The organism is Streptomyces sp. URMC 123 (genome assembly GCF_051386515.1).
Taxonomy (GTDB): domain Bacteria; phylum Actinomycetota; class Actinomycetes; order Streptomycetales; family Streptomycetaceae; genus Streptomyces.
The window spans coordinates 1-12652 of record NZ_JBPQTV010000183.1 but is presented as its reverse complement, the minus strand read 5'-3'; the positions used below and the strand labels follow the sequence as shown (position 1 = coordinate 12652).

Below are 12652 nucleotides of genomic sequence, written 5' to 3'. Positions count from 1 at the left end.
GGACCTGGGCGGGGCCGGGGCCGAAAAGGGCGATCCGCGGGCTGCTCCTCCGGTGCCTCGGGGCACGGGAGGGCCGGTCGGACGAACCGGCGGCCCGCGGATCGGGTGACTGCTCGGGATTGGGCTCGCGTACGGGAGAACCCGCGCGCCGGCCCGGTGTGCGCTGAGCGCGACGACGGGCCGTCAGCCCGCAGCCACCTCACGCGTCCGGATCTCATACATCTGCCGAACCACCTCCCTTCTCGTGTGCCGCAAGGCTAGGCACCGCCGCTCCGTACGGGCAATCGAATTTTTGGGCACGGCGAGGGACGATCGCCGGGAACTTGCGGCAACTTCCGGGAACACGGTGTGGGCTGAGTCACGTTCGAGTTGAATGAGCCGACGTGCGGCACACGCAGCCACGTCCAGCAGGGGGTGCCAGGTGACTGCTTCCCGGCCTTCCGGCCCTATGCGCTCCACCGGCCCGGACTCCGGCGCCGGCGCGATGTCGGGGGCGGGTTCCGGCGCGAGTCCCGACGGGCCCCGGGGCCCTCGGTCCGGCCGGCCGCCGCGGCCCGACGACCCGGAGGAGCACGACGACTCCGACCTGTTGGCCGCCCTTCTCGACGGCATGGACGCCGCGCTCTGCGCCTTCGACGCCGACGGGGTGATCACCCACTGGAACCGCGAGGCGGAGCGCATCCTCGGCTGGAGCGCGGAGGAGGCCGTCGGCCGCAAGGGGTTCGCCGGCTGGGCCGTACGGAGCGCGGACGCCGACGACGTGCAGGGCCGCCTGTTCGAGGCCATGCGGGCCAAGGGGCGGCTGGTCCATGAGTTCGCCCTGGTCACCAAGGACGGCGGCCGGGTGCTGGTGCGCACCCAGTCGGCGGGCGTGCGAGGCGCGGACGGCCGCCCGGCGGGCGTCTACTGCGCCTTCAGCGAGGTGCACGCCCAGATCGACCTGGAGCGCTCCATCGCGCTCAGCGAGGCGCTCCTCGAGGACGCGGCCTGGGGCGTGGTGCTGGTGGACGCCGATCTGCGGCCGGCGGTGGTCAACGCGCACGCGGCCCGCGCCCTGGGCACCGCGCGCGGCGCGATGCTGGGCCGCCCCCTGGGCGATCTGCTCGTCCACGGGGTGGAGGAACTGGAGAACGCCCTCCAGCACGTCCTGGCCGAGGGCGGCCCGCCGGCCCCGGTGGACCTGTGGGTGACGCTGCGCGCGGACGCGGACGAGCACGGCGAGGACGAGGGCGAGGGGCCGCACCGGGGCGCGTCGGGCTCCGGGACGGCGGGGTCCGGGGCCTCGGGCTCCGGGGCGCGGTCGTACGGCGGATCGGCCCGCGGCGGCACCGGCGGCTCCGGGGCGCGGCGCTGCTGGCGCAGTGGGTTCCTGCGGCTCGCCTCACCGCTCGCCGAGGAGCCGGTGCCGCTGGGCGTGGGCTGGTTCTTCCAGGACGTGACGGAGGCCAAGCGGCTGGAGCAGGAGGGCTCGCTGCTGCGCTTCCGCGGCCATCAGGCGCACCGGGCCGGGCTGGCGGCGGCGGAGTGCGAGAACCCCCTGGAGGCGGCCACGGTCCATCTGGACTTCTCGCTGGCCGGGTTCGCCGACCACGCGCTGCTCGATCTGCTGGCGGAGGGCGAGCCGCTGCGGCTGGTGCGGGCCGCGGCCACGCCGGCGGGCGGCTCGGGCCCCTGTTCGCCGGTCGCCTCGGGCACCATCCCGGTGCGGTACGTGGAGGGGCACCCGGCGCTCCAGGCGGTCGAGCGCTGCGGCTCCGTACGGGCCGGTGCCGGCCGTACGGAGGGGGCGGCGGCCCGCCAGTGGGCGCGGGCCCGGCAGTGGCCGGAGGACACCGTGCACGCCCTGTGCGCCGTACTGCGCAGCAGGGCCCGCACGCTGGGCGTGGTCACCTTCCTGCGGGGCCCGGCGCGGCGCCCCTTCGACCGTACGGACGCGGCCTACGCGGAGGACGTGGCCCTGCGGGTGGCGGCGGCGCTCGATCTGGCGGCGCTGGTCCGGCGCTGAGCGTCCGCCGACCGGCGACCGCCCGCCGACCGGCGCTGAGCACTCCCCCGGGCGGCACACGGGAGGGCCCCGTCAGGGGCAGAGGCGTTCGACGTGCCAGCCCGTGTCGGTCCGCACATAGCGGAGCCGGTCGTGCAGCCGGTTCTCCCTCCCCTGCCAGAATTCCACCGTTTCCGGGACGACCCGGAAGCCGCCCCACTCCGGCGGCACGGGCACCTGCTCCCCGGGCGGGTAGCGGTCGGCCAACGCGGTGTAGAGGCGATCGAGTTCCGCCCGCGAGGCCACCGTGGAGGACTGCTCGCTGGCCCAGGCGCCGAGCTGGGAGCCGTGCGGTCGGGTGCGGAAGTAGGCGGCCGTCTCGTCGCGGCCGGTGCGCTCCGCCGTCCCCGACACGATCACCTGGCGGGCGAGGGGGTACCAGGGGAACAGCAGCGACACATACGGGTTCCCGGCGATCTCCCGTCCCTTGCGCGAGCCGTAGTTGGTGTAGAAGACGAACCCGCGCTCGTCGAACTGCTTGAGCAGTACGGTGCGCGAGCTCGGCCGGCCCCGGGTGTCGGCGGTGGAGACCACCATGGCGTTGGGCTCGAACAGCCCGCCCTCCGCGGCCTGGGCGAACCAGCGGGTGAACTGCTGGACGGGGTCGGGGGCGAGGTCGGCCTCGGCCAGGCCCTCGGTCGTGTAGTGGACACGCATGTCGGCGGGATCAAGGTCGGCATGTGACACGCGTTCATCTTGCAGTACTGCGCTCGTGCGCGGCTCATCGCGGTGTCGTGGCACCGTGTGCCGCATCTCACGCTTCCCCGGGGCCGCCAGGACCGACAAAATCATCGGCTGGGGCCCGGCGCCCCCGGGACACCCCCCGGATGCCCGCGCGAGGCGCGTGTCCGGCCGCGAACGACCCGTACCGACCGCTTCGACCGCTCCGACCCGTGTCGTGCGCCCCCGCCGGTGGCCCGACCGGCCGCAGGACCCCCTCCCGAGTCCGCACTCCCCGCCGTCGTGGCCGGATGAGTGCCGCCCGGGCGGGGCATCACGGGGGTACCCGGACGGAACGCGAGCCGCCATCGGCCGCGTAACCGCACCGGGACCGACAGAACCTGGCACTTTTGGCCATGAGCCGCATGTCGACCACATCACGAGGAGCCGCCTGATGTCCGACTTCGTACCCGGACTCGAGGGAGTCGTCGCGTTCGAAACGGAGATCGCCGAACCGGACAAGGAAGGCGGCGCGCTGCGCTATCGAGGTGTCGACATCGAGGACCTCGTCGGCCACGTCTCCTTCGGCAACGTCTGGGGTCTGCTGGTCGACGGCGCGTTCAACCCCGGCCTGCCGCCCGCCGAGCCCTTCCCGATCCCCGTCCACTCCGGTGACATCCGCGTCGACGTGCAGTCGGCGCTCGCCATGCTGGCCCCGGTCTGGGGCCTGAAACCGCTGCTGGACATCGACGAGCGCACCGCCCGCGACGACCTCGCCCGCGCCGCCGTGATGGCGCTGTCGTACGTCGCCCAGTCCGCGCGCGGCCAGGGGCTGCCGATGGTGCCCCAGCGGGAGATCGACAAGGCGCAGTCCGTGGTCGAGCGGTTCATGATCCGCTGGCGGGGCGAGCCCGACCCCAAGCACGTCGCCGCCGTCGACGCGTACTGGACCTCGGCCGCCGAGCACGGCATGAACGCGTCCACGTTCACGGCCCGGGTGATCGCCTCGACCGGTGCCGATGTCGCCGCCGCGCTTTCCGGGGCCGTCGGCGCCATGTCCGGGCCGCTGCACGGCGGCGCGCCCTCGCGGGTGCTCGGCATGATCGAGGAGATCGAGCGCACGGGCGACGCCACGGCCTATGTGAAGCAGGCCCTCGACAAGGGCGAGCGCCTGATGGGCTTCGGGCACCGCGTCTACCGCGCCGAGGACCCGCGGGCCCGGGTGCTGCGCCGTACGGCCAAGGAGCTCGGCGCGCCGCGCTACGAGGTGGCGCGCGCCCTGGAGCAGGCCGCCCTGGAGGAGCTGCACGCCCGCCGCCCGGACCGGGTGCTGGCGACCAACGTGGAGTTCTGGGCGGCGATCGTGCTGGACTTCGCCGAGGTGCCGGCGCACATGTTCACGTCGATGTTCACCTGTGCCCGTACGGCGGGGTGGAGCGCGCACATCCTGGAGCAGAAGCGGACGGGGCGGCTGGTGCGGCCGTCGGCCCGCTACGTCGGTCCGGGCTCGCGCGACCCGCGGGAGATCGAGGGGTACGAGGACATCGCCCGCTGAGTGCCCGGCGCGGGGCCGTACGGTCGCGGCGGTCAGCCCAGGGCCGTACGGACGCGGCCGTCGCCCTGGGGCGTACGGACCGGCGGTCACCGCAGGGCCGTGTGGACGTGGTGCGACCACTGGGCCACCACGCCGTCGCGCCGGGGCGCGTCCTCGCTGAGCAGATTGGCCAGGCCCAGACCGCGGGCCATGTCCAGCAGGCCCTGGACCGTCTCGCGCACGCCCGGCGCGCTCTCGTCGGCCCCCAGGAGCTCCACGGCCATCCTGTGCGTCTCCCGGCCCAGGCGCGCCTCCAGGGCCGTCACACGGCCCCTCAGAGGCTCCTCGCGGGCGGCCGCCACCCAGAGCTGGAGCGCGGCGCGGAACAGGGGGCCGGTGTAGAGGTCGACGAGGGCCGAGACGACGGCGTGGGTGCGGGCGGGGCCCGGTGCTCCCCCCGCGCCACCCAGCACGCACCGCAGGGCCGCCGAGCGCTCCTCGGCCATGTGCTCGACGGCGGCCGTGAAGAGGTCCTCCCGGGTCGGGAAGTGGTGCTGGGCGGCGCCCCGGGAGACGCCGGCGCGCTCGGCGACGACGGCGACCGTACTGCCGTGCCAGCCGTGGTCCGCCAGGCAGGCGACGGCGGCGGCGAGCAGCCGGCGCCGGGTGGCCCTGCTGCGGTCCTGCTTGGGCCCCTGGGCGAGCGCGTCCGACCCTCCGGCGGCCCCGTCCGGCTCTCCGGCGGCCGCGCCGTTCACGCCACTCATGCCGCTCACGCCATTCCCACCATTCCCACCATTCACGCCGTTCACGCCGTCCACCAGGGGTCCCGTCGCTCCAGGAAGGCCGTCATGCCCTCGCGCGCCTCCGCGGAGGCGAACAGCCGCGCGGACTCGGCGGCCAGGGCCTCGGTGTCCCGGTCGAAGGCGCGCAGCACCTGGCGCGTCAGCAGGCGCTTGGAGGCGGCCAGCCCCTGGGGGGAGCCCCGCCGCAGCCCTTCGAGCAGAGGGGCGAGCGCGGCGTCGACGGCCTCGTCGCCGGCCGTCCCCTGAGTGCCTCCGGCCGCCCTCCCGCCGCTCGGGCCCTCCGGCGCGGCCAGGGTGATCAGCCCGATGCGGGCCGCCTCCGCCGCGCCGAACCGCTCACCGGTCAGGTAGTAGCGGGTGGCGGCCCGGGGGTCGAGGCGGGGCAGCAGCGGCAGGGAGATGATCGCGGGCGCCAGCCCCAGGCGCGCCTCGGTGAACGCGAAGTTCGCCCCGGGGCCGGCCACGGAGAGGTCGCAGGCGCCCAGCAGCCCGAGGCCGCCGGCCCGGGTGTGCCCGGTGACCCGGGCGACCACGGGCTTGGGCAGCTCGACGACCGTACGGAGCAGCCGGGCGAGAGCGAGGAGCGCGTCGGCCGGTGACCCGCCGCCCTCGGTCCCCGCCGCGCCCGTTCCGGCCTCCCCGGGTGCCGTTCCGGACGGCGGTGCCGCGGACGCCTCGCGCAGGTCCGCGCCCGCGCAGAACGTGGTGCCGGTGTGCGTGAGCAGTACGGCGCGCGTCGCACGGTCCTCCGCGGCCTCGGCGAGCGCCGTACTGAGCTCGGCCACCATCCGCCGGGAGAGCGCGTTGCGGTGGTGCGGGGCGTCGAGGGTCAGCGTGGTGATGCCACGGTCGGTGGTACGGCGCACCACGCGGTCCTGGGGACGCGTCACGGAGTACTCCTCTCGGGAGACCTCGGGGGGCACAGGTCGGGGACACGGGCTCAGTACGACTTGGGGAGCCCCAGGGACTGGTGGGACACGTAGTTCAGGATCATTTCCCGGCTGACCGGGGCGATCCGGGCCACCCGAGCGGCGGTGATCAGGGACGCGAGCCCGTACTCGCGGGTGAGGCCGTTGCCGCCGAGGGTGTGGACCGCCTGGTCGACGGCCTTCACGGCCGCCTCCGCGGCCGCGTACTTCGCCATGTTGGCGGCCTCGCCCGCCCCCGTGTCGTCGCCCGCGTCGTACAGGTGCGCGGCCTTCTGGGTCATCAGCCGCGCGCATTCGAGCTCGATGTGGGCCTGGGCGAGCGGGTGGGCGATGGCCTGGTGCGCTCCGATGGGCTCGCGCCACACCTGGCGGGTCCTGGCGTAGTCGACGGCGCGGGCGAGCGCGTAGCGGCCCATGCCGAGCGCGAAGGCCGCAGTCATGATCCGCTCGGGGTTGAGCCCGGCGAAGAGCTGGCGGAGGCCCGCGTCCTCGTCCCCCACCAGGGCGTCGGCGGGCAGCCGCACATCGTCCAGGACGAGCTCGAACTGTTTCTCGGGGGCGTGGAGTTCCATGTCGATGGGCCGCCGGGTGAATCCGGGCGCGTCGCGCTCCACGACGAACAGACACGGCTTGAGCCTGCCGCTGCGCGCGTCCTCCGTGCGGCCCACGACGAGCGTCGCGTCGGCGATGTCGACGCCGGAGATGAAGACCTTGCGCCCGGTCAGCAGCCAGTCGCCGGTGGCCGGGTCGCGGCGGGCGGTGGTGGTCAGGCGGTGCGCGTTGGAGCCGGCGTCCGGCTCGGTGATGCCGAAGGCCATTCTCAGGCTGCCGTCGGCCAGGCCCGGCAGCCACCGCGCGCGCTGTTCGTCGGTGCCGAAACGGGCGATGACCGTGCCGCAGATGGCGGGCGAGACGACGAGCATCAGCAGGGGGCAGCCGGCGGCACCGAGCTCTTCGAGGACGACGGCCAGTTCTCCGATGCCGGCGCCGCCACCGCCGTACCGCTCGGGGAGGTTGATGCCGAGGTAGCCGAGCCCGGCCGCCTCGGCCCAGAGGGCATCGGCGTGTCGCCCGTCGCGGATGACGTCGGCGAAGTACTCCCTGCCGTAGCGCGCGCCGAGGGCGGCCACGGCCGCGCGCAGGTCCTTGCGTTCCTGTGACTCGACCAGGGCGGCGCTCATGACGGGTCCTCCTGTACGACGGCGAGCAGGGTGCCGACCTCCACCCGGTGGCCGGGGGCGGCGTGCAGGGCGGTGAGGGTGCCGGAGGCTGGCGCGGAGACCCGGTGCTCCATCTTCATCGCCTCCAGCCAGAGCAGGGGCTGTCCGGACCGCACGCGGTCGCCGGGGGCGAGGTCCGCGACCCGGACGACCGTGCCGGGCATGGGGGCGAGCAGGGAGCCGGGCTCCGTACGGGGGGCCGCCTCGGGGAAGCGCGACAGTACGGTGAACGCGCAGGAACCGGTGGCGGTGTCGACGTGCACCCGCCCGCCGGCGTAGGCGGCCACCTCGTACGTGTGCCGGATGCCGTCGAGGTCGAGCACCACCCGGTCGGCCGTCGCGGACAGCGGCCGTACGGAGGGGTGGTCGTCGGCCCGCGGCCCGTCCCGGGTGAGCCGGTACCGGACCTCGTGGACGGCGCCGTACGGCTCGTGCCGGTAGCTCTTGACCTGGGGCGCGGAGGGCAGGTTGCGCCAGCCGCCCAGGCGGGCCGGGACGGCCCCGGCGCGGGCCCGGTGCGCGGCGTCGGCCAGGGCGGCCGCCAGCGCGGCCAGGGAGACGGCCTCGTGCGGTTCGGGGGCCGCCAGCTCGGCCCGGTGGCGTTCGAGGAACCCGGTGTCCGCGCGGGCGGCCAGGACGTCCGCGTGGCGCAGGGCGCGCACCAGCAGGTCGCGGTTGGTGACCGGGCCGTGGACGCGGGCGCGGCGCAGCGCGTGGGCCAGCTTGCGCAGCGCCCGGGCGCGGGTGGGGGCCCAGGCGACGACCTTGGCCAGCAGCGGGTCGTAGTGGGGGCCGATCTCGTCGCCGTCGGTGACGCCCGAGTCCAGCCGCAGCCCCGGCCCCTCGGGGACCGCGAGCCGGTGCAGCGGGCCCGTACGGGGTTGCCAGTCGTGGGCGGGGTCCTCGGCGTACAGGCGGGCCTCCACGGCGTGCCCGCGGGCCGGCGGCGGCTCGGGGGGCAGCCGCTCGCCCTCGGCGATCGCGATCTGATGGGCCACCAGGTCGATGCCGTGGACGCATTCGGTCACCGGGTGCTCCACCTGGAGCCGGGTGTTGATCTCCAGGACGTAGGGGCGGCCGTCGGGGGCGAGGAGGAACTCGACCGTGCCGGCGCCGGTGTAGCCGAGGGCGCGGGCGGCGTCGACGGCGGTGCGGCACAGTACGGCGCTCGTCCCCTCGGGCAGGCCGGGCGCCGGGGCCTCCTCGACGACCTTCTGGTGGCGGCGCTGGAGCGAGCAGTCCCGGGTGCCGACGGCCCATACGGTGCCATGGGTGTCGGCGAGGATCTGCACCTCGACATGGCGGCCCCGCTCGATGTACGGCTCCAGGAACACCTCCGGGTCGCCGAAGGCCGCCGCCGCCTCGGCCCGGGCCGCGTCCAGCGCCTCCGGCAGTTCTGTCAGTTGGCGCACGATCCGCATGCCGCGGCCGCCGCCCCCCGCCGCCGCCTTCACCAGGAGCGGCAGGTCTGCCGTACGGGCGTCCTCGGCCCGTACGGGTGCGAGGAGGGGCGCGCCCACCTCCGCGAGCAGCCGCTTGGCGCGGGTCTTGGAGGCCATCGCCGCCATGGCCTCGGGGGGCGGCCCCACCCAGGTCAGCCCGGCGTCCAGAACGGCGCGTGCGAAGCCGGCGTCCTCGGAGAGGAAGCCGTAGCCGGGGTGGACGGCGTCGGCGCCTGCCGCGCGGGCGGCGCGCACGAGCGCGTCGGCCCGCAGATAGGTGTCGGCCGGGGTGGTGCCCGGCAGCAGTACTGCGGCGTCGGCCTCCCGGGCGTGTGCCGCGCCCGCGTCCGGCTCGGCGTACACGGCGACCGTCGCGATGCCCAGGTCCCGGCAGGTGCGGAAGACCCGGCGGGCGATCTCCCCGCGGTTGGCCACCAGCAGTGTCCCGATCATGGCTGTTCCCCTCCCATCCGGTCCCGTCCGGTCACATCCGGAAGACGCCGAAGCCACCGCGCGTGCCCCGCACGGGTGCCGTGTGGATCGCCGACAGACAGAGGCCGAGCACCGTACGGGTGTCGCGGGGGTCGATGACCCCGTCGTCGTAGAGCCGGCCCGACAGAAAGGCGGGCAACGACTCCGCCTCGATCTGCTGTTCGACCATGGCGCGCAGCGTGGCGTCCGCCTCCTCGTCGTACGGCGTCCCCCTGGCCGCCGCGGACTGGCGGGCGACGAGGGAGAGCACCCCGGCGAGCTGCTGCGGCCCCATGACCGCCGACTTGGCGCTGGGCCAGGCGAACAGGAAGCGCGGGTCGTAGGCCCTGCCGCACATGCCGTAGTGGCCGGCGCCGTAGGACGCCCCGATGAGCACGGACAGGTGCGGCACCCGGGAGTTGGACACCGCGTTGATCATCATGGCGCCGTGTTTGATGATGCCGCCCTGCTCATAGGCGCGGCCGACCATGTAGCCGGTGGTGTTGTGCAGGAACAGCAGCGGGGTGTCGCGCTGGTTGGCGAGCTGGATGAACTGGGCCGCCTTCTGCGACTCGGCGCTGAACAGCACGCCCTGGGCGTTGGCCAGGATGCCGACGCTGTAGCCGTGGACGCGGGCCCAGCCGGTCACCAGGCTGGCGCCGTAGCGGGGCTTGAACTCGTCGAAGTCCGAGCCGTCGACGACCCGGGCGATGACCTCCCGGGGGTCGAAGGGCACCTTCAGATCCTCGGGGACGATCCCCAGGAGCTCCTCCTCGTCGTACGCGGGCAACTCGGCGGGCCCCGGGTCGGGGTGCGCCTTGCGCCAGCCGAGGCGGGCGACGACGCGCCGGGTCAGGCGCAGGGCGTCGGGCTCGTCCAGGGCGAAGTGGTCGGCGAGCCCCGAGACCCGGGCGTGCATCTCGGCGCCGCCCAGCGACTCGTCGTCGCTCTCCTCGCCGGTGGCCATCCGCACCAGCGGCGGCCCGCCGAGGAAGACCTTCGAGCGCTCCTTGACCATGATCACGTGGTCGGACATCCCCGGGATGTACGCGCCGCCCGCGGTCGAGTTGCCGAACACCACGGCGACGGTGGGGATGCCGGCCGCGGAGAGCCGGGTGAGGTCCCTGAACATCGCCCCGCCCGGAATGAAGATCTCCTTCTGGCTGGGCAGGTCGGCGCCGCCGGACTCGACGAGTCCGATCACCGGCAGGCGGTTGGCGAACGCGATCTCGTGGGCGCGCAGCGCCTTCCGCAGCGTCCACGGGTTGCTCGCCCCGCCCCGCACGGTGGGGTCGCTCGCGGTGATCAGGCACTCGACGCCCTCCACCACGCCGACCCCGCTGACCAGGGACGCGCCGACCGTGTAGTCGCTGCCCCAGCCGGCCAGCGGCGACAGCTCCAGAAAGGGCGTGTCGGGGTCGAGCAGCAGTTCCACGCGCTCCCGGGGGAGCAGCTTGCCGCGGCGGCGATGGCGCTCGGTGTACTTCTCGCCGCCGCCCGCGAGCGCCTTCGCGTGCTCCGCCCCGAGCTGCTCCAGCTTGGCGAGCATGGCCTCCCGGTGGGCCGCGTAGTCGGGCGAGGCGGTGTCCAGCGCGGAGCGCAGGAACGTCACAGCAGCACCTCCGGGATGTCCAGGTGACGGGAGCGGAGCCACTCCCCCACCGCCTTCGCCTGGGGGTCGAAGCGGGCCCGCTCGGCCACGCCGGAGCCGAGCAGCCCGTCGACGGTGAAGTTCAGCGCGCGCAGGTCCGGCAGCACATGGCGGACCACGGGCAGCGCGGCCGTCTCCGGCAGCAGCTGCCGGAACCGCTCGACGGTCAGGGCGTGCGCGAGCCACCGCCAGCCCTGCTCGCCACGCGCCCACACACCGACGTTCGCGCCGCCGCCCTTGTCGCCGCTGCGCGCCCCCGCCACGAGCCCCAGGGGCGCGCGCCGGACAGGCCCCGGGGGCAGCGGCGGGGGCAGCGGCGGCTCCGCCACGGCCGCCAGCGGTTTGGAGGCGGGCGCGGGCGGCACGTCGACCCGGCGCCCGTCCGGGAGGACCGCGCGGTGCGGTACGCCGCCCGCGGGGACGTACACGGCCTCGAAGACGCCGTACGGGGCGCCCTTGCCCGGCGGGGCGGTCAGATGGAAGCCGGGGTAGCCGGCGAGGCCCAGCTCGACGGCGGCGCCACTCACCGCCCGCCCCACGGCCTCCGGGTCGGCGTCGCGCACCACCAGCCGCAGCAGGGCGCTCGCCTCCTCCTGCGCCGGAGCGTCCGGGTGATCCGTACGGGCCAGGGTCCAGCGCACCTCCGCGGGGCGCCGCGCGGCCAGGGCCGCGTCCATCTGCTCGCGCACGAGGGCCGCCTTCTCCTCCACCGCGAGCCCGGTGAGCACGAACACGACCTCGTTGCGCCAGCCGCCCAGGCGCGTCAGGCCCACCTTGAGGTCCGGCGGCGGAGGCTCGCCCCGTACTGCTGACACGCGCACACGGTCCTGACCGTCGGGCGCCAGCCGTACGGAGTCGAGGCGCGCCGTGACGTCCGGCCCCGGGTAGCGGGCACCCGCCGTCTCGTACAGCAGCTGAGCGGTGACCGTCTCGACCGTCACCGCGCCCCCGGTGCCGGGGTGCTTGGTGATGACACAGGAGCCGTCCTCGCGCAGTTCTGCGAGCGGGAAGCCGGGGTGGCGGACGTCGTGCTCCGTGAAGAAGGCGTAGTTGCCGCCCGTCGCCTGGGCACCGCACTCCAGGACGTGGCCGGCGACCACGGCGCCCGCGAGCGCGTCCCAGTCGTCCGGCGCCCAGCCGAAGTGCGCGGCCGCCGGCCCGGACACCAGGGCGGCGTCGGCGACCCGCCCCGTGACCACCACGTCCGCGCCGGCCCGCAGACAGGCGGCGATACCCCAGCCGCCCAGATAGGCGTTGGCGGTGAGCACGTTCGGGCCCCAGCCGGCGCGCTCGGCGCGGCCCCGCAGGTCGTCGCCCTCCACGTGGGCGACGCGCACGGGGACGCCGACGCGGTCCGCCAGCTCGCGGACGCGCTCGGCGAGGCCGGCGGGGTTGAGGCCGCCGGCGTTGGCGACGATCCGCACGCCGCGGTCCGCGGCGAGGCCCAGGCCCTCCTCCAACTGCCGCAGGAACGTGGTGGCGTAGCCGCGGGCCGGGTCCTGGGCCAGGTCCCGGCCGAGGATCAGCATCGTCAGCTCGGCGAGGTAGTCGCCCGTCAGGACGTCCAGGGGGCCGCCGGTGAGCATGTCGCGGACGGCGGCGAAGCGGTCTCCGTAGAAACCGGAGGCGTTTCCTATGCGCATGTGCCCTCCCGGCGGGTTTGCGCGACGTCCACGTTCACGTCGCCTGTGACGTGAGCGCGTTTTCCCGCGCCTTCGGTGCGGGGACCACCACCTCACCCTGGCCGGAGGCCGGGGTAAAAAGCCCGCCCCTTCGGGGCGAAGCCCCATTTCCCCGCCCCGAAGGGGCGGGAGCGGGTGGTTGCGGTCGTGCGCTCTGTCCGTGCGGGGGTCGGTGCCGCACCGGGGTACCTCCTCGGCGGCGCACCGTGCGGG

The 12652-nt window shown here is 75.1% G+C and carries 9 protein-coding genes; 2 read left to right on the top strand and 7 right to left on the bottom strand.

Annotated elements, in window-relative coordinates; genetic code table 11:
• The first annotated feature begins 448 nt into the window (after window positions 1-448).
• Window positions 449-2005, top strand: coding sequence for a PAS domain-containing protein (locus ACSNOD_RS20345; protein ID WP_436768415.1), 1557 nt, complete (start codon window positions 449-451; stop codon window positions 2003-2005).
• A 72-nt stretch (window positions 2006-2077) separates the two neighbouring features.
• Here ACSNOD_RS20345 and pdxH read toward each other — a convergent pair whose 3' ends face one another.
• A complete protein-coding gene (gene pdxH, locus ACSNOD_RS20340) occupies window positions 2078-2701 on the bottom strand; it encodes a pyridoxamine 5'-phosphate oxidase (protein ID WP_436768416.1) in 624 nt (207 codons plus the stop codon).
• A 457-nt stretch (window positions 2702-3158) separates the two neighbouring features.
• On the opposite strand from pdxH, the gene ACSNOD_RS20335 reads away from it, so the two are divergent.
• A complete protein-coding gene (locus tag ACSNOD_RS20335; RefSeq protein ID WP_436768414.1) occupies window positions 3159-4259 on the top strand; it encodes a citrate synthase 2 in 1101 nt (366 codons plus the stop codon).
• Between the two features lie 86 nt (window positions 4260-4345).
• Here ACSNOD_RS20335 and ACSNOD_RS20330 read toward each other — a convergent pair whose 3' ends face one another.
• The 6 genes from ACSNOD_RS20330 to ACSNOD_RS20305 are packed head-to-tail and all read right to left on the bottom strand — an operon-like array spanning window position 4346 to window position 12400.
• Window positions 4346-5005, bottom strand: a complete 660-nt coding sequence (locus ACSNOD_RS20330; protein WP_436768413.1) for a TetR/AcrR family transcriptional regulator — start codon at window positions 5003-5005, stop codon at window positions 4346-4348.
• A gap of 41 nt (window positions 5006-5046) precedes the next feature.
• A complete protein-coding gene (locus ACSNOD_RS20325) occupies window positions 5047-5934 on the bottom strand; it encodes an enoyl-CoA hydratase family protein (RefSeq protein ID WP_436768412.1) in 888 nt (295 codons plus the stop codon).
• A 50-nt stretch (window positions 5935-5984) separates the two neighbouring features.
• A complete protein-coding gene (locus ACSNOD_RS20320; protein WP_436768411.1) occupies window positions 5985-7154 on the bottom strand; it encodes an acyl-CoA dehydrogenase family protein in 1170 nt (389 codons plus the stop codon).
• A complete protein-coding gene (locus ACSNOD_RS20315) occupies window positions 7151-9088 on the bottom strand; it encodes a biotin carboxylase N-terminal domain-containing protein (protein WP_436768410.1) in 1938 nt (645 codons plus the stop codon). The genes ACSNOD_RS20320 and ACSNOD_RS20315 overlap by 4 nt, the downstream gene beginning before the upstream one ends.
• 31 nt (window positions 9089-9119) lie before the next feature.
• On the bottom strand, window positions 9120-10718 hold the full coding sequence (locus tag ACSNOD_RS20310) for an acyl-CoA carboxylase subunit beta (RefSeq protein WP_436768409.1): 1599 nt from the start codon (window positions 10716-10718) through the stop codon (window positions 9120-9122).
• Window positions 10715-12400 carry an acyclic terpene utilization AtuA family protein gene (locus ACSNOD_RS20305; protein WP_436768408.1) on the bottom strand — a complete coding sequence of 562 codons (1686 nt, stop codon included), beginning with the start codon at window positions 12398-12400 and terminating at the stop codon, window positions 10715-10717. The genes ACSNOD_RS20310 and ACSNOD_RS20305 overlap by 4 nt, the downstream gene beginning before the upstream one ends.
• Window positions 12401-12652 lie beyond the last annotated feature (252 nt).